Source organism: Lentilitoribacter sp. JB5-8, assembly GCF_055693385.1.
The window spans coordinates 1,951,361-1,967,786 of the sequence record NZ_CM146332.1; the positions used below are offsets into that span (position 1 = coordinate 1,951,361).

The window sequence follows — 16,426 nt, forward strand, 5'->3', positions numbered from 1 at the left end:
CATTTTGCGTGTTTGTCTTGTCATTCTTTTACTCCCCCAAGTAAAATTCCTTTTTCGAAGTATTTCTGGATGAACGGATACACAATCAGCACCGGAATAATCGAACATACGATGATCGCGCCCGTGACTGTCTCCGGCCCATAAGCTGCATCCAAAACGTTCATCGCGAACTCTTCGGTGTCACTAAGTTTTGCAATGGTGTGGCGAAGAAAGACCTGTAATGGGATCTTCTCTTCACTCTGCAATAGAACCATTGCCCAGAAGAAGCCGTTCCAGCGAGCAACAATGCAGAACAAAGTGATTGTCGCGATGGCTGGTTTGGACAGCGGCACAAAGACTTTCCATAAAACTTGGAAGTCGTTGGCGCCGTCCATGCGAGCAGCCTCCTCAAAGCTACGCGGAATACTTTCAAAGAAGTTTCTTAATAGGATGATGTTAAATGCATTAACCGCAAAGGCGAGGATAATACCAAACATGCTGTCCAATAAGTTTAAATCTCGCATGTTCAAGAAAAACGGGATTAGCCCTGCGTTAAACCACATCGTAAAGGCGATGAAGAGGTTGAAGAACCTGCGGCCTTTAAGTTGTGGACGCGATAGGGCATAGGCACCAGGAATGATGAACGCCATGCTCATTATTGTGCCGCCAATCGTATAGATGAACGTATTGCGATATGAGACCCAGAACTGTGGATCCGTTAATATAAAGCGGTAAGCTTCAACAGTTGTATCGATCGGTGTGAGCACCACTTTACCCGCAGCAGCTGCAAATCCCGAACTGAAGGAAACAGCGGCGATATAAATAAACGGATACAGCGTTGCAGCCGTAAACATACCGATTAAAACTGAAACAGCGATTGCGAAGAACTTGTCGCCACGAGAATATAAATTCCATTTCATCATGTTTAGATCCTCACCAAAGCGATGTTCGCGATAGACGACGCGACAATGTGTTAGCGACCATGACAAGAACGAACGCGACCACGGCATTGAAGAGACCAGCAGCTGCAGCCAAATCATACTGACCAGATTGTAGTCCCTGGCGGTAAACCCAGGTGTTGACCACATCAGCGGTAGAGTAGGTCGATGGCTGATAGAGCAAGATCACAAGTTCAAATGAAACTTCCATGATATTACCGATGCGTATGATCAACATAATCAGGATCGTAGGCATGATAGATGGAATTGTGATGCGCCACATCATCTGCCATCGGTTTGCACCATCAACCACAGCACTTTCGTAAAGCGATGGGTTAACACCTGCGATCGCAGCTAGGAAAACAATGGAGCCAAATCCAGCTTCTTGCCATATCCCAGTTCCCACAAATATCGGTCGGAACCATTCTGGCTGGGTTAGGAAGTATACAGGATCTAACCCAAACCAGCCCATCACCGTGTTCACAATACCGGCCGACGGGGAAAACGCGGTGATGACAATACCAGCGATGATCACCGATGATATGAAATGCGGCAAATACACGATTGTCTGGGCTGTTCTTTTGTAACTTGCATTCAAAATTTCGTTGAACATAAGCGCCAAAATGATCGGTGCAGGGAAGCCAAAAATTAGATTTAGCGCACTGATTTCAATGGTGTTCCAAACAGCACGTATAAACTGGTCATTGGTGAAAAGTGTTTCAAAATGCTCAAACCCAATCCACGGGCTGTTCGCAACACCTTTAAAGATTGAATAATCTTTAAAAGCGATCTGCAAACCATACATGGGTTTGTAAAGGAAAACGATAAACCAAATTATCGTTGGGACCAGCATGAGATAGATTTGCCATTCACGTTTGAAATGATCGACGGTGCGTGTCCAACCATCATTTCGAATTGCCGTTTGTGGCTTATCTGAACTGCTTTCAGTTAAAACCTCTTTCGCCATGGTTTACGCACCTAGATCCAGAGCGCGACCACTTTCGGCGTCAAATATTTTGACCAATGATGAAGGGACATGTACCTCCTTCACGCCAGAAAGATGAGCAATATTACCATTTGTTTCCGCTTTAAAGACCATATTCTCATCACCGTGATGGGCATGCAGAAGTGCTTCCGACCCCAAAGGTTCAACAAGGTCTAAATCAATGGGCAATACAGAGGTTTTATCGCCTGCACTAAGCTCTGTATGCTCAGGGCGAATACCAACGATGACATTCCGGCCAATGTGATTGCCGACCATGCCGTCTACTTTAATTTCAGCCCCGCCAACCTGAGCGCCGTTTTCAGTTAGTTGCCCTTTGATTTGGTTCATGGGGGAGAGCCCAAGAAACCAGCAACAAAGGTGTTGGCAGGGTTGTTGAACAATTCCATCGGTGCGCCGACTTGTTCAATAATTCCATCGTTCATGACAACAATTCGGTCAGCAAGGGTCATTGCCTCAACCTGATCGTGTGTTACGTAAATGGATGTAGCATCTAAACGGTTATGCAAGCGTTTGATCTCAGCGCGCATTTGCGTTCTAAGCTTTGCATCAAGATTTGAAAGCGGCTCGTCAAACAAGAATACTTTTGGATGACGCACAATAGCGCGTCCCATCGCAACGCGTTGTCTTTGCCCACCGGATAGATCAGCAGGTCTGCGGTGTAAGTATTCTGTTAAACCAAGAATTTCAGCCGTATCAGCAATAGCTTTTTTGATTTCAGCTTTTGGTGTGCGGCGAATACGAAGGCCAAATGCCATGTTTTCTGCCACATTAAGATGCGGATAAAGTGCATAATTTTGGAACACCATCGCAACATCGCGGTCTTTCGGTGCGACGCGATTGACATAGCGCCCATCGATGGAAAGTTCGCCTGCTGTGATCTCTTCAAGACCTGCAATCATGCGTAATGTTGTTGATTTTCCGCAACCGGATGGGCCAACAAGAACTACAAATTCCCGCTCTTCAACATTTAGATCAATGCCGTGAACAACCTCTAACGAACCGTATGCTTTTACGATTCCGCGTAACGTGACGCCAGCCATGCAACCTCCCAGTTTTGCACAAAATTGCGTATTTCGAAGTAGTATGCAAGAATTCAAACTAGTATGCAAGATGTAATTGTTGTATACATGATTTTTTTGATGCAGGCTTGAAATTTTGTATTTCACATTGTTATTTATGCACACTCTTGGTAAGCGATAGGGAACGCTTACTAGCAGTTAAACTGGAGATATCGCATGGCTCATGCAGCTCAAATCACCGATACGCGAACCAGCGTCGACGACATATTCGATCTGCTGCGAAGTGAGATTTTATCGTTGAAATTGAGGCCTGGCGATAAACTGTCAGAAGTTGATATGGCTGCTCGATTTGGCGTGTCTCGTCAGCCGGTGCGCGATGCATTTAGCCGTTTGGCCAATCAAGATTTATTGGTCATCCGACCCAAGCGCGCAACTGTGGTAAAACGCTTTTCTACTCGTGAAATCAATAAGTCACGCTTTGTGCGTTCGGCAATTGAAGAGCGAGTTTTGCGTCGTGCAGCAAAGCTGTGTGACCTGGTGGGTGCAGCGCGTTTGGACATGGCCCTTGCTGAGCAAGAGAAAGCACTTGAGAGCAAAGATGTCGCTAAATTTGGCGAGCTTGATTACGAATTTCACAAAACCCTTTGCGAGATTGCGCAAGTTGATTTTGCTTTCGATGTGATTATGGAAGAAAAAGCCAAAGTGGACCGCTTATGTGCGCTTGGTCTTGCCAAAGAAGATCGCATGTCGGAGTTGATTTCTGACCATTACGAAATTGCAAAGGCTGTGGAAAACCATGAAGCAGACGATGCCGTTAACGCCGGAATGAAGCATTTGGGGCGTCTTGATGACACCATAAAACGCATTTCTGCGCAAAACTCAGACTATTTCGATCCTGAATAAAAGAGCGTCGAGAAAAGACTATTTATGTTTAAACGTGCTGAAATGAGTGCGGGGGATTTGGCTGCGCTTAAGGCTGCACCCAAAACATCTGACATTTTCAAATTATCGTGGCCAATGACGATTAAGGCTGTGTTTTTGCATGGCACTGTTTTGCTTGATGGTTGGCTTGTCTCGCCACTGGGTGAGAAATCTCTTGCAGCCATGGGCCTTGCAGGTGCTTTGGGTGGCATTGTTTTAGGTGTAATTTTTGCTTTTTCTCATGCTTTGCAAATCAGAACCGCTCAAGCATATGGCACAGGTGATCAGGTTTATAGAAAATCCGTCTTGGCATCGGGACTATCAATTGGTTTGGCCATTGGTTTGATCGGCATCTGTGCGATCTTTTTGTTTGGGCAAGCTTTATTAAATACCTTGGCAACAAGTGCGGAGATATCGCAGCAAGCCTGGACATATTTATCAATCTTTTCGCTCGTCATCATTGGTGAAGCCATCGGGCAATCGGTATCCAGTCATTTTAATGGCTGCGGTCAAACAAAAATTCCGCTTATCGGGTATTGCCTTTCGGTGCCGATTAATGTGGTTTTTAGCTATGCACTCATCCATGGTGCATTTGGTTTGCCCGCTTTTGGGGTGCCTGGGGCTGCTATGGGAAGCGCAGCAGCAATATTAATTCAAACTCTGTTTTTAGTTAGTCAGGTTGTTAGGATTGATGGGGCTTTGCGTAATGTTGCTGGTTGGCAAAAAGGGTCATTTGAGAAGTCGGTGAAACGCCATCTGGTGTTTTCCTTGCCAATCGCGGCGACATTTGTCAGCGCAACATTTGCATCTCATGTCTGCACACTCATATATGCGAAAATGGCCTTGCCAGATTTTGCTGCCATGACATTGATTGCGCCTTGGAACATGGTGGCGGGTCAGATCAGCATGCAATGGACCCAGGCGACCGGTATTATGGTTGCGCAATTGTTGGGGAAGGGGGCACCTGTTGAAGTATTGGACCGTTTTTTATCGCGGGCTTGGCGCGGCGCATTTATTGCAGCAGGATGTGTAGCGCTAATATTCATCGCAATGAATGGGTCTATAGATGTTCTTTATCCAGATTTATTACCCGAAACGCGCATGATTTTGGTTGGGTTCTTACCCATATTATTGATCATTCAGGTGCCCAGAACAACCAACGCAATTTGCGGCAATACATTGCGTGCCAGTGGTGATACTGTTTACGTCATGAAGTTGTTCATTTCAGCTCAATGGGGTTTTAGGGTGCCCGCAACAGCCATACTCGTGCTTTATTTTGATTTTTCCGCTTTTTGGGTCTTGTCGCTCTTGGTATGGGAAGAGTTTATCAAGTTTTATCCGTTCCACAGCCGATTGTGGAAAGGCGATTGGAAACATCGGTCTGTTGCGAGTTAGGAAAACTTGCGGAAAAACTTCGTCCGGTCGAACATTTTTTCAAGTTCTTCCATACGGTTTTTTGTTGTGTCCCAATGGCGTTCCTGCACCTCGGCGATAAAAATCTCAGCCAACAGCATAACCGTCACATTGGAATCCCAGGCTGAAGGGACAACGATTTGACTATTAAAGCAATAATCAGCATTCCCACTTATGGGCGAACCCCATTGGTCGGTAAATAAAATAACCTTCGCACCACGTTCTTTCGCCATTTCAGCAAGTCGAAGCGTGCTATTTTCATATCGGCGAATATCAAAAATGACCACCACATCGCCTTCATTGATATCCAATAAGTAATGTGCCCAGGCATTTGAACTTGAGCTGATATGGGTGACACCTTTTCGAATGACTTGCATGTGAAGAAAGAAATAATCCGCCAGTGTCCGCGTAATTCTTCCTCCGACAACGAATAATTTATGGTTAGAATCACTGAGCAAAGTGCACGCATCATCAAAGATTTGCGGGTCGATATCGCCAAGTGAATGACTTATGTTTTCGATAACCGCTTCAGTAAATCGATTAAGAATGTGACCTTCAGGTGCATTATTCACCCAGCGTTCGCGCTTTGCGATAGGTCCAGATATTTTTTCGTCAAGTTCCGCGCGAAGGTTGGCTTGGAAGTCCGGGAAACCAGAAAAACCCAACTTCTGGACGAGGCGCCCCACGGTCGGTGTAGAGACCCCGGCGGTGTCCGCAAGGCTGGTAATGCTGCCCAAACCGGATACTGGATAGTTTTTTAAAATGATATCGACAAGTTGTCTTTCGGCACGCGTAAACCTAGTAGATTGCTCCCTAAGCTTGTCTGCAATTGTTTGTGAACTCAACTGAATCATCCCCGTTTTTTGTAATTATATGCACAAACAGATTTAATTTGAAGAATAATTTAGTTTGATTATTGACAAGTTAATCTCAATTGAAGAGAATTTAACAAAATTGGAGTGGTGGTTTTGGTGAACGAAGCAAAAACAGAAGTTGTTTCCGTGTTGGCAGGCGATAGCGCGTCCGACATTTTGCTAATTTGCGAACATGCTTCAAATCATATTCCGGAAAAATTTGATAATCTTGGTTTAGATGCTAAAGCCCGGCAAAGCCATGTGGCCTGGGATCCTGGCGCTGCAGAAGTTACCCGTTTATTGGCTAAACGATTTAATGCGCCAAGCGTTCTCAGTGGTATTTCAAGACTGGTTTACGACTGCAATAGACCGCCATCTGCAAAAGATGCAATGCCGGAAAAGAGCGAGATATATGACATTCCTGGCAATGCAAACTTGTCGGAACTTGAGAAGAAACAGCGCATCGAAGACTATTATCTTCCCTTTGAAAACGCCATTCGAAAACTTGTCTCAGAACACTCAATCGCGCCAATTCTTGTAACAATTCATAGTTTCACCCCAACATATCACGGCAAACAGCGTGAAGTCGAAGTTGGAATATTGCACGATGACGACAGTTTAATTGCCGATGCAATGCTGGATTATGCTGAGCGCTATGAAGAGATGTGCGTGCTTCGAAATGAGCCTTATGCCGCTGAAGATGGTGTAACGCATACACTCAAGCAACATGGAATACGAAATGGTCTTGCGAATGTGATGATTGAGATCCGCAACGATTTATTACAAACACCCCAGCAGTGTTTGGATATTTCATTACGAATTTCGTTGATGATTGATTACGCGTTGAAAGTCTATTCAGCGTCTCCGGATCGTAAGGAGCGCGCTGTATGAAATTTGTAAATTCCTATATACGCGTTGTTGATGCCGTGAACTACCGCATCGGTCGCATTGTGATGTACGGCATCTTTGTCATGATCGCCATCCTCATGTGGTCCTCAATCTCAAAGACCTTTTTCCTCCCGTCATTATGGACACTTGAAATCGCGCAATTTGCCATGGTGACTTACTATATTATGGGTGGACCATACTCCATTCAGTTGGGGTCGAATGTACGAATGGATTTGTTTTATGGCGAATGGTCGACCCGAAAAAAGCACAGATCGATGCCATTACTGTGCTGTTTTTATTATTCTATTTAGGCGTTTTACTATACGGCGGCTTGGGTTCATTGGCTTATTCTCTCGGCCATTTTGGCGATCAGCCTTTCCAATTTCTTTTCGGTGTTTTAACCGGGCAAGAAAGTCCTGGAAGGCTTGAACGCAGCCCAACCGCCTGGCGCCCATTCCTATGGCCAGTAAAATTAATCATGTGTTTGGGCGTGTTTTTAATGCTCTTGCAAGCCATCTCAGAGCTTCTCAAGGATATTGTCAAATTGCGTGAAGAAAAAACAGAAGTCGAGGCTGTGAGCTGATGTCATACGAAATGATCGCATTATTCATGTTCGCATCTATGATGCTGATGCTCTTCACCGGACAAAGAGTCTTTGGTGCCATTGGCGCTGTGGGCGCTATAGCAGCTATTGCTCTTTGGGGGACAGGCGGTTCTGATATCGCTTTTGCATCCGCTATGAAACTGATGAAATGGTATCCGCTGCTCACGCTGCCAATGTTTATCTTCATGGGCTATGTGCTCTCTGAATCCAAAATCGCTGATGACCTTTATAAGATGTTCCATGTTTGGATGGGACCGGTGAGGGGTGGTCTGGCGATTGGTACGATCGGCCTAATGATTTTAATCTCTGCAATGAATGGATTATCGGTTGCTGGCATGGCTATCGGTGCCACAATTGCACTGCCTGAATTGCTAAAGCGCGGTTATGACAAGCGTATGGTCACAGGCGTGATTCAAGCGGGCTCCTCGCTCGGCATCCTGGTGCCGCCATCTGTGGTGCTTGTGCTTTATGCCATGATTGCGCGTCAGCCAGTGGGTCAGCTCTGGCTAGCAGGTGTTTTCCCCGGCTTACTAATGGCCGCATTGTTTATGCTTTATATTTATATCAGATGCCGCGTGCAGCCCGAACTTGGTCCAGCGCTTGATGAAGATGAACGTGAAAACATGCCGTTATCTGAAAAACTAGGATTATTGCGTGCAGGTCTTTTACCACTCTTTATCTTTGCTGTGATGATGGTGCCATTTGTCAATGGCTGGACGTCGCTGGTTGAAAGTTCTGCGGTTGGCGCATCAACAGCCTTCTTAGCCGCAGTTTTCAAAGGTCGTATGAACAGACAAGTGTTTGAAACATCTGTGCGTCAAACATTGGCAATATCCTGCATGTTCATGTGGATCATTCTCGCAGCGCTTGGTTTTGGTGCGGTCTTTGATGGTTTGGGCGCTGTTAAAGCCATTGATACGCTCTTTACTGATCAGCTTGGTCTAAACCCTTGGGTGATCTTGATCTTAATGCAGCTATCATTCTTGGTCATGGGAACTTTCCTTGATGACACAGCCATGTTGGTGATCGTTGCGCCACTTTATGTGCCGTTGGTCAAAGCACTCGGTTTTGATCTCGTCTGGTATGGCGTTCTTTACACGATTACAACGCAGATCGCCTATATGACACCGCCATTTGGCTATAATTTATTCTTGATGCGCGCGATGGCGCCACCGGAGATCACGCTTAAAGACATTTACAGCTCAATCGCACCATTTGTTGCGGTGATGGTATTTGCGCTCGCGCTTGTCATCATATTCCCGCAGATCGCGATGTGGCTACCAAACACTGTTTACGGAAAATAACGAGAACTTCAAAAAGAAGCAAAAAACAGGTTGGGGACAACCAAAAAAAGGAGAAATGAAATGACGACTTCAAGACGTACGTTTATTAAGGGAGCAGCAATGGCAGCGCCTGCTGCAGCACTGGCAACACCTGCAATTGCGCAATCAAAAATCAAATGGCGCATGCAAACTTATGCAGGTGCTGCACTTGCAGAGCATGTTGTAAAACCTGCTATCGACAGCTTTAACAAAATTGCTGGCGATCAAATGGAAATTGAATTGTTCTTTGCTGATCAGCTTGTGCCAACAGGTGAATTGTTCCGTGCAATGCAAAAAGGCACAATCGATGCTGTTCAATCAGATGATGATTCAATGGCTTCACCAACGGAAGTAACTGTATTTGGTGGATATTTCCCATTTGGTAGCCGTTATTCGCTCGATGTTCCTGTGCTCTTTAACCAATATGGTTTGGGTGAAATTTGGGACCAGGAATATTCAGCTGTTGGGGTGAAGCACATCTCAGCTGGCGCTTGGGATCCATGTCACTTTGCAACAAAAGATCCAATCAATTCCCTGGCGGACCTTAAGGGAAAACGCGTCTTCACATTCCCAACAGCGGGTCGCTTCCTGACAAAATTCGGCGTTGTTCCAGTGACGCTTCCTTGGGAAGACATTGAAACTGCGGTTCAAACTGGTGAGCTTGATGGTATTGCTTGGTCAGGCATTACCGAAGATTACACAGTTGGTTGGGCTGATGTGACAAACTACTTCCTCACCAACAACATTTCTGGTGCATGGGCAGGTTCTTTCTTTGCCAATATGGACCGCTGGAATGAATTGCCACCACATCTTCAGGAATTGCTGAAAGTGTGTATGGAACAAAGCCATTATTACCGTCAGTGGTGGTATTGGGGTGGTGAAGCTGATTTGCGTGTCAACGGCACGAAAATGGAGCTCACAACTATTCCTGATGAAGAATGGGCTCAGGTTGAAAATGCAGCGGTTGAATTCTGGGAAGAAATCGCAGCAGAGTCTGAAACCAAACGTAAAGTCGTTGATATCTTCAAAAAGTACAATGCCGACATGGTTAAGGCTGGACGCCCTTACCGTTACAGCTAAACTACAAGCGATTGAAGGCGCCACCATGTCGGTGGCGTCTAACCCAAACGGTCTATTAGGATAATCATGTCTAAAACCCTCTCATTTGATGCATTGAAATCTAAAGTAACGGCTGGTGATATAGATACTGTGTTGGTATGTCTGGTCGACATGCAGGGCCGTCTCATGGGTAAGCGTTTCCATGCCGTCAATTTTGTTGAAAGTGCTTATAAGGAAACCCATTGCTGCGACTATCTTTTGGCCACTGATTTAGAGATGGCAACGCCCGATGGTTACGCAGCATCCAGCTGGGAGCGTGGCTATGGCGATTACATCATGCAGCCGGATCTGGATACAATCCGATTGGTTCCATGGTTGGAAGGAACCGCAATGGTCATTTGTGATGTTTTAGATCATCACACACATGAAGAAGTTCCGCATTCACCACGCGCGGTTCTAAAAAGCAAGTTCAGCGCCTTGAAGCACTTGGCTATAAAGCGAAAACCGCCACTGAACTCGAATTCTTTATCTTTGAGAAAAGCCTCGATGAAATCCGCAAATCTGGTTTTAGAGATCTCGAACCCATCAGCGGATATAATGAAGATTATCACATCCTGCAGACAACCAAAGAAGAGCATATCATGCGCCCATTGCGTAATTGTTTGTTCGAAGCAGGTATCCCCGTTGAAAACAGCAAAGGCGAAGCTGAAGCAGGGCAGGAAGAACTTAATATTCGTTATGATGAAGCACTCAATTGTGCGGAATATCACACGATCGCTAAACATGCTGCGAAAGAGATTGCCTGGCAAAAAGGCCATGCTGCAACCTTCGTTTCTAAATGGCACCATGAACGTGTGGGTTCATCTTCTCATATTCATCAGTCACTTTGGACACTCGATGGTGAAAGCGCGTTTTATGACAAGGACGGCGATTTCACCATGTCAAAAACCATGCAGCATTATGTAGCTGGATTGCTTAAATATGCGCAGGATACGACCTATTTCTTAGCGCCCTATATCAATTCTTATAAGCGTTTTGCCAAGGGCACATTCGCACCCACAAAAGTCATTTGGTCCGTGGATAATAGAACCGCAGCGTTTAGATTATGTGGTGATGGTTCTAAGGCCGTGCGTATTGAATGTCGTGTAGGTGGTGCAGATATCAATCCATATTTGGCGATTGCATCGCAACTTGCCGCTGGAATTGCCGGTCTTGAGGAAAAACTCGCGCTCGCACCTGCAACTTCTGGCGACATTTATGAAAATAATAGCGCGGAAGATCTGCCAACAAACCTGCGTGATGCAGCTGCAAAACTAGAAGGTTCAAAAATGCTGCGTGCAGCGCTTGGTGACGTGGTGGTTGATCACTATGTCCGTGCGGCACGTTGGGAACAAGAAGAATTTGATCGCGTGGTCACTGATTACGAAATAGCCCGTGGGTTTGAGAAAGCCTAACCTTGTAATGAAGATCAAGTGATTTAAGAAAGCCGAATAATGTCAGTTTTAAAATGTATTTCACCCATAGATGGTTCAGTCTATGCAGAGCGGGAAACGTTGTCGTCGGGCGAAGCGCAAGCGCTCGTTCAAAATGCCAAGCAGGCGCAAATTGACTGGGCTCAACGTCCACTTGATGAGCGCATCGAATTGGTGATGGCAGGCGTTGCCGCAATTGGTGATATGAATATTGAGATCGTGCCTGAACTTGCATGGCAAATGGGGCGTCCAGTTCGCTATGGCGGTGAATTTGGCGGCTTTAACGAACGCGCTAGCTATATGGCATCCATCGCCAAAGATGCACTCGCCGATATTAAAGTTTCAGATGATGATCAGTTTAAAAGGTTTATCAAACGCGAAGCTCATGGCGTTGTCTTAGTCATCGCACCGTGGAACTACCCTTACATGACGGCTATTAACACAGTTGCTCCGGCGCTTATTGCTGGCAACACGGTGGTGTTAAAGCATTCAACCCAAACATTGCTTGTGGGCGAACGAATGGCAGAAGCCTTCCATCTTGCAGGTGTCCCTGAGAGTGTTTTCCAAAACGCATTTTTAGATCACCAAACAACATCTGATCTTATTGCTGCGAAAAGCTTTGGCTTTGTGAATTTCACAGGTTCTGTTGGCGGTGGTAAAGCCATGGAGCAAGCAGCAGCGGGTACATTTACCGGCATCGGACTTGAACTTGGCGGCAAAGATCCAGGTTATGTTATGGAAGATGCTGACTTAGATGCAGCCGTTGAGACTTTGATCGATGGCGCGATGTTTAATTCTGGGCAATGTTGTTGTGGAATTGAACGTATTTATGTTCAGGAAAGTCTTTATGATGCATTTGTTGAAAAAGCTGTCGCGATTGTAAAAGGCTACAAGCTTGGCAATCCGTTGGATGAAGCTACAACCTTGGGGCCGATGGCCAATAAGCGCTTTGCAGATGAAGTGCGCTCTCAAATTTCGGAAGCAATTGAACAAGGTGCGGTCGCGCATATCGATAGATTTGATGAAGACGATGATGGTGCATATCTCACTCCGCAAATTCTGACCAATGTGGATCACAAAATGCGAGTGATGCGCGAGGAGAGCTTTGGTCCGGTAGTGGGTATCATGAAGGTCAAAGACGATGCAGAAGCGATTGAGCTCATGAACGATAGTGATTTTGGTTTGACAGCTTCGCTCTGGACAAAAGACATTGATCGCGCTGAGAAAATCGGTAATGCCATCGAAACCGGTACGATTTTTATGAACCGGTGTGATTATCTTGATCCAGCTTTGTGCTGGACAGGTTGCAAAGATACAGGGCGCGGTGGAGGACTTTCAGTGATTGGCTTCCACAATTTAACCCGTCCAAAATCCTATCATTTAAAGAAAGCCTAGATCATGGAATTAGTTGGAAACTGGTCTTATCCTACTGCGGTAAAATTCGGCGCTGGACGCATTAATGAAATTGCGGATGCGTGTAAATCTGCGGGCATTTCCAAACCACTGCTTGTTACGGACAAAGGTCTTGCGAGCATGGAGATCACCACCAAGACGCTTGATCTGATTGAAGCTGCAGGTCTTGGTCGCGGTATGTTTTCCGAAGTGGATCCAAACCCGACCGATAAAAACGCCGAAGCAGGTGTGAAGTTCTTCCGCGAAGGTGGGTTTGATGGTGTCATTGCGTTCGGCGGCGGCTCAGGACTTGATCTGGGTAAAGTCATTGCTTTCATGGCAGGACAAACACGCCCTTTATGGGATTTTGAAGATATTGGCGATTGGTGGACGCGCGCGGATGCAGATGCGATTGCGCCAATTATTGCTGTGCCCACAACTGCAGGGACGGGCTCTGAAGTTGGTCGCGCAAGTGTGATCACCAACTCAACCACCAGCGAAAAGAAGATTATCTTCCATCCCAAGATGTTGCCAGCTGTGGTTATTTGCGATCCTGAATTGACGGTTGGTATGCCGAAATTCATCACCGCAGGTACAGGCCTAGATGCGTTTGCCCATTGTGTGGAAGCGTTCTCTAGTCCGCATTATCATCCAATGAGCCAGGGTATTGCGCTGGAAGGTATGCGCTTGGTGAAAGAATATCTACCGCGAGCTTATGAAGATGGCAGTGATATTGAAGCTCGTGCGCATATGATGAGTGCAGCTGCTATGGGTGCAACGGCTTTCCAAAAGGGCTTGGGTGCCATTCATGCAATCAGTCATCCCGTTGGTGCGATCTACCACACACACCATGGCACCACGAATGCTGTGTGTATGCCCGCAGTGCTTCAATTTAATAAATCTGCGATCAAAGAACGCTTTGATATGGCGGCAGCTTACCTTGGAATTGAAGGTGGTTTTGACGGTTTCTGCGCTTATGTGGATGATTTAAATGCATCGATGAGCGTTCCGAAAAACCTGACTGAACTTGGCGTAAAAGATCCAGATATCGATCGCTTGGTCAATGATGCACTTGCTGATCCGAGCACCGGTGGCAACCCAATTGCAATGACGGCGGAAAACACCAGAGCACTTATACTTGCATGTATTTAGGTGATACTTTTTAAACTGTTTGACAATTTGTAAATTATCTTTCATGCTGCTTACTCATGTAAAATTTTATACATGATGATCCATCGTTTGTCGTGTAAGTGTCACAGAACAAACCTAAAAGTGTGACGTTAAATTTCAAAGGTTCAACTTCCAGGGAGAAAATACAATGAATTTTAAATATACCTGCTCAGCAATTGCCGTTTTGGCAATGTCGGCGTCAGCTGCAAATGCAGAAACTTTAAGACTATTAACCTGGGGTGGTTATGCGCCTGAGGCAGTGATTGAAAAGTTCGAAGCTGAAACAGGTCACAAAGTTGAAGTGACAAAATCAAATAACGAAGAAATGGTTGCTAAACTTCGCGCAACAAATGGCGGTGGCTTTGATCTGGTTCAGCCAAGTCAGGACCGCATTGCAGGTGCGCAAGAAGAGTTTGGTATTTATAAGCCACTAGACCTTTCAAAAATTGACACAAGCTTGTTCATCGATTCAATGCTTGAAGCAACGAAAGGTAACACAATGATGGACGGCAAGGTCTTCGCTGTTCCTCACGTTTGGGGCACAAGCGGTCTTGTTGTAAACACTGCAATGGCTGGAACTGTGAAAGACTATACAGACCTTTGTAATGCAGATGTTGCGGGTAAAGTGTCATACCGTCTCAAACGCCCAACATTGATCGGTTTTGCGTTTGCAATGGGCTTGGATCCATTTGCAGCTTATGGCGATGCTGATGCCTATCAAGGCATTTTGGACAAAGTCGAAGCAAAGCTTGTTGAATGTAAAGCTAATGTGAAAACTTACTGGGATGGTGGCGATGAGATCAAAAACCTTCTCCGTTCTGGTGAAGTGATTGCGTCAATGGCATGGGACACAGGCGGTTGGCAGCTAAATGCTGATAATGCAGATATCAACTTCGTTGCACCAGCATCTGGCGCTTTGGGTTGGATTGATACATTTGCATTGCCATCACGTGGCCGCGCTGATGAAGCAGCATATGCTTGGATCAACTTCGTTATGCAGCCTGAAATCGCTGCGATGATCACATCAGAAGCTGGTAACTTTACAGCGTCTAAAGGTGGTGATGCTGGCGTTGATGATGCGCTTAAAGCACGTTATCAAACAAGTTTCCCGCAAGAAGCTGTCGACAACATCAAATGGTACCCAACGGTTCCTGCAGGTCTTGAAGCACTCGAAGGTGCTGTGCTTGATCGCGTGAATGCAGCGCAATAGAAACCTAATCAAATTGAGGGGCGCAATCGTGCCCCTCTTTTTCAACTACATATGAGATAAGAGTGTTAGATGTCTGAAATTGCTGATCTCGAATGTAGGGAACTTTCAAAAAGTTTTCTTGATTTCCAAGCCGTCAAAGAAGTGAGCTTTAGCGTTCCAAAAGGGACGTTCTTTTCTATTTTAGGACCGTCAGGCTGCGGGAAAACAACTCTTTTAAGAATGATTGCTGGCTTCCAGGAGCCAACAAGCGGCGATCTTTTAATCAAGAACAAATCCGTTTTAGATGTCGCGCCAAACAAGCGTCCTGTTTCTATGGTATTCCAACATTTAGCGCTGTTCCCGATGATGAACATTGCAGCAAATGTTGGTTTTGGTCTTCGTCAGCGTGGTGTTGATAAACGTGAGATCGAAAGCCGCGTTGAGAAAGTTTTAGAGCGTGTCGGACTTCCAGGTGTTGGCAAACGCTCGATCAATCAGTTATCAGGTGGGCAAAAGCAGCGTGTGGCCATTGCCCGTTGTATGGTTTTAGAACCCGATGTTTTGCTTTTGGATGAGCCTTTGGGCGCGCTTGATCTTAAGCTCCGTGAACACATGAAAATTGAGCTTAAGAAACTACAAGCTGAGTTCAACACGACATTTGTTTATATCACGCATGATCAATCAGAAGCACTTGTTATGAGTGACCAGATCGCGGTGATGAACCACGGCGTGTTTGAGCAGATCGGCACAGCGCGCGAATTATATTATCAACCCAAAACTGCCTTTGTGGCTGGCTTTGTGGGTGAGGCTAACAAGTATGATGCTAAGGTGATTTCGAAAAACGGTGATGCAGTTAAACTGGTCACCGGTGATGGGGTTGAACTCTCAGGGATTGATGCTGTTGGTGGGTTAAATAATGGTGACAGCGCGCAGGTGTTTGTGCGCCCCGAAGCTATTAAAATTTCGCGAAAACAAGCCGATTTAAAAGGCATGGATAATAGTCATTCCGGTGAGATTGAAAGCATTTTGTTTAACGGTGCCAATAGCCAGCTATTGTTGCGCGATAATTCAAACGGCGCGCAGATCAACATCACCATGCCGCAAACCGGTGAGTTCCGTGATCTTGTAAAAGGCGATACGGTTTATTTCGGATGGGAAGCTGGCCAAACGAGATGCTATGCATCGGATAAAGTGGGCTAA

Annotated in this window: 12 protein-coding genes and 3 pseudogenes; 11 read left to right on the forward strand and 4 right to left on the reverse strand. The window is 45.8% G+C overall.

The annotated features are described in order from the left end of the window. Positions 1-20 precede the first annotated feature (20 nt). The 3 genes and pseudogenes from ACZ1GZ_RS09335 to ACZ1GZ_RS09345 form a co-directional block, all read right to left on the reverse strand. On the reverse strand, positions 21-902 hold the full coding sequence (locus ACZ1GZ_RS09335) for a carbohydrate ABC transporter permease (RefSeq protein ID WP_472664583.1): 882 nt from the start codon (positions 900-902) through the stop codon (positions 21-23). A gap of 10 nt (positions 903-912) precedes the next feature. Continuing rightward, on the reverse strand, positions 913-1,884 hold the full coding sequence (locus ACZ1GZ_RS09340) for an ABC transporter permease (protein WP_472664584.1): 972 nt from the start codon (positions 1,882-1,884) through the stop codon (positions 913-915). Positions 1,885-1,887: 3 nt separating this feature from the next. Continuing rightward, a pseudogene (locus ACZ1GZ_RS09345) lies at positions 1,888-2,963 on the reverse strand (ABC transporter ATP-binding protein). Between the two features lie 195 nt (positions 2,964-3,158). On the opposite strand from ACZ1GZ_RS09345, the gene ACZ1GZ_RS09350 reads away from it, so the two are divergent. Beyond that, entirely contained in the window at positions 3,159-3,845 is a 687-nt protein-coding gene (locus ACZ1GZ_RS09350) for a GntR family transcriptional regulator (protein WP_472664585.1), read from the forward strand. A 24-nt stretch (positions 3,846-3,869) separates the two neighbouring features. Then, a complete protein-coding gene (locus tag ACZ1GZ_RS09355; protein ID WP_472664586.1) occupies positions 3,870-5,258 on the forward strand; it encodes an MATE family efflux transporter in 1,389 nt (462 codons plus the stop codon). Here ACZ1GZ_RS09355 and ACZ1GZ_RS09360 read toward each other — a convergent pair. Continuing rightward, positions 5,255-6,130 (reverse strand): MurR/RpiR family transcriptional regulator, encoded by an 876-nt coding sequence (locus tag ACZ1GZ_RS09360; protein ID WP_472664587.1) that lies wholly within the window; start codon positions 6,128-6,130, stop codon positions 5,255-5,257. The genes ACZ1GZ_RS09355 and ACZ1GZ_RS09360 overlap by 4 nt on opposite strands. Before the next feature lie 117 nt (positions 6,131-6,247). Here ACZ1GZ_RS09360 and ACZ1GZ_RS09365 point away from each other — a divergent pair, with 117 nt between their 5' ends. The 9 genes and pseudogenes from ACZ1GZ_RS09365 (at position 6,248) to ACZ1GZ_RS09405 (ending at position 16,426) form a co-directional block, all read left to right on the forward strand. Continuing rightward, a complete protein-coding gene (locus ACZ1GZ_RS09365; protein ID WP_472664588.1) occupies positions 6,248-7,021 on the forward strand; it encodes an N-formylglutamate amidohydrolase in 774 nt (257 codons plus the stop codon). Further along, a pseudogene (locus ACZ1GZ_RS09370) lies at positions 7,018-7,601 on the forward strand (TRAP transporter small permease subunit). Before ACZ1GZ_RS09365 ends, ACZ1GZ_RS09370 begins: the two are co-directional and overlap by 4 nt. Then, the gene (locus ACZ1GZ_RS09375; protein ID WP_472664589.1) at positions 7,601-8,926 is read left to right on the forward strand and encodes a TRAP transporter large permease; all 1,326 of its coding nucleotides are present in this window, start codon (positions 7,601-7,603) and stop codon (positions 8,924-8,926) included. Before ACZ1GZ_RS09370 ends, ACZ1GZ_RS09375 begins: the two are co-directional and overlap by 1 nt. Positions 8,927-8,986: 60 nt before the next feature. Next, a complete protein-coding gene (locus tag ACZ1GZ_RS09380; protein ID WP_472664590.1) occupies positions 8,987-10,024 on the forward strand; it encodes a TRAP transporter substrate-binding protein in 1,038 nt (345 codons plus the stop codon). A gap of 66 nt (positions 10,025-10,090) precedes the next feature. Further along, positions 10,091-11,457, forward strand: a pseudogene (locus tag ACZ1GZ_RS09385) (glutamine synthetase family protein). A 39-nt stretch (positions 11,458-11,496) separates the two neighbouring features. Further along, positions 11,497-12,870: an aldehyde dehydrogenase family protein gene (locus tag ACZ1GZ_RS09390; RefSeq protein WP_472664591.1), complete on the forward strand. Its 1,374-nt coding sequence runs from the start codon at positions 11,497-11,499 to the stop codon at positions 12,868-12,870. 3 nt (positions 12,871-12,873) lie between these two features. Then, entirely contained in the window at positions 12,874-14,019 is a 1,146-nt protein-coding gene (locus tag ACZ1GZ_RS09395) for an iron-containing alcohol dehydrogenase (protein ID WP_472664592.1), read from the forward strand. A 166-nt stretch (positions 14,020-14,185) separates the two neighbouring features. After that, the gene (locus ACZ1GZ_RS09400) at positions 14,186-15,247 is read left to right on the forward strand and encodes an extracellular solute-binding protein (RefSeq protein WP_472664593.1); all 1,062 of its coding nucleotides are present in this window, start codon (positions 14,186-14,188) and stop codon (positions 15,245-15,247) included. Between the two features lie 69 nt (positions 15,248-15,316). Beyond that, the gene (locus tag ACZ1GZ_RS09405) at positions 15,317-16,426 is read left to right on the forward strand and encodes an ABC transporter ATP-binding protein (RefSeq protein WP_472664594.1); all 1,110 of its coding nucleotides are present in this window, start codon (positions 15,317-15,319) and stop codon (positions 16,424-16,426) included.

Excerpts from the sequence above, each read along its gene's own strand:
- ACZ1GZ_RS09360 (WP_472664587.1), bottom strand. The coding sequence starts at position 6,130 with ATGATTCAGTTGAGTTCACAAACAATTGCAGACAAGCTTAGGGAGCAA.
- ACZ1GZ_RS09340 (WP_472664584.1), bottom strand. The coding sequence starts at position 1,884 with ATGGCGAAAGAGGTTTTAACTGAAAGCAGTTCAGATAAGCCACAAACG.
- ACZ1GZ_RS09355 (WP_472664586.1), top strand. The coding sequence starts at position 3,870 with ATGTTTAAACGTGCTGAAATGAGTGCGGGGGATTTGGCTGCGCTTAAG.
- ACZ1GZ_RS09375 (WP_472664589.1), top strand. The coding sequence starts at position 7,601 with ATGTCATACGAAATGATCGCATTATTCATGTTCGCATCTATGATGCTG.
- ACZ1GZ_RS09405 (WP_472664594.1), top strand. The coding sequence starts at position 15,317 with ATGTCTGAAATTGCTGATCTCGAATGTAGGGAACTTTCAAAAAGTTTT.
- ACZ1GZ_RS09350 (WP_472664585.1), top strand. The coding sequence starts at position 3,159 with ATGGCTCATGCAGCTCAAATCACCGATACGCGAACCAGCGTCGACGAC.
- ACZ1GZ_RS09390 (WP_472664591.1), top strand. The coding sequence starts at position 11,497 with ATGTCAGTTTTAAAATGTATTTCACCCATAGATGGTTCAGTCTATGCA.
- ACZ1GZ_RS09335 (WP_472664583.1), bottom strand. The coding sequence starts at position 902 with ATGATGAAATGGAATTTATATTCTCGTGGCGACAAGTTCTTCGCAATC.
- ACZ1GZ_RS09380 (WP_472664590.1), top strand. The coding sequence starts at position 8,987 with ATGACGACTTCAAGACGTACGTTTATTAAGGGAGCAGCAATGGCAGCG.
- ACZ1GZ_RS09400 (WP_472664593.1), top strand. The coding sequence starts at position 14,186 with ATGAATTTTAAATATACCTGCTCAGCAATTGCCGTTTTGGCAATGTCG.
- ACZ1GZ_RS09395 (WP_472664592.1), top strand. The coding sequence starts at position 12,874 with ATGGAATTAGTTGGAAACTGGTCTTATCCTACTGCGGTAAAATTCGGC.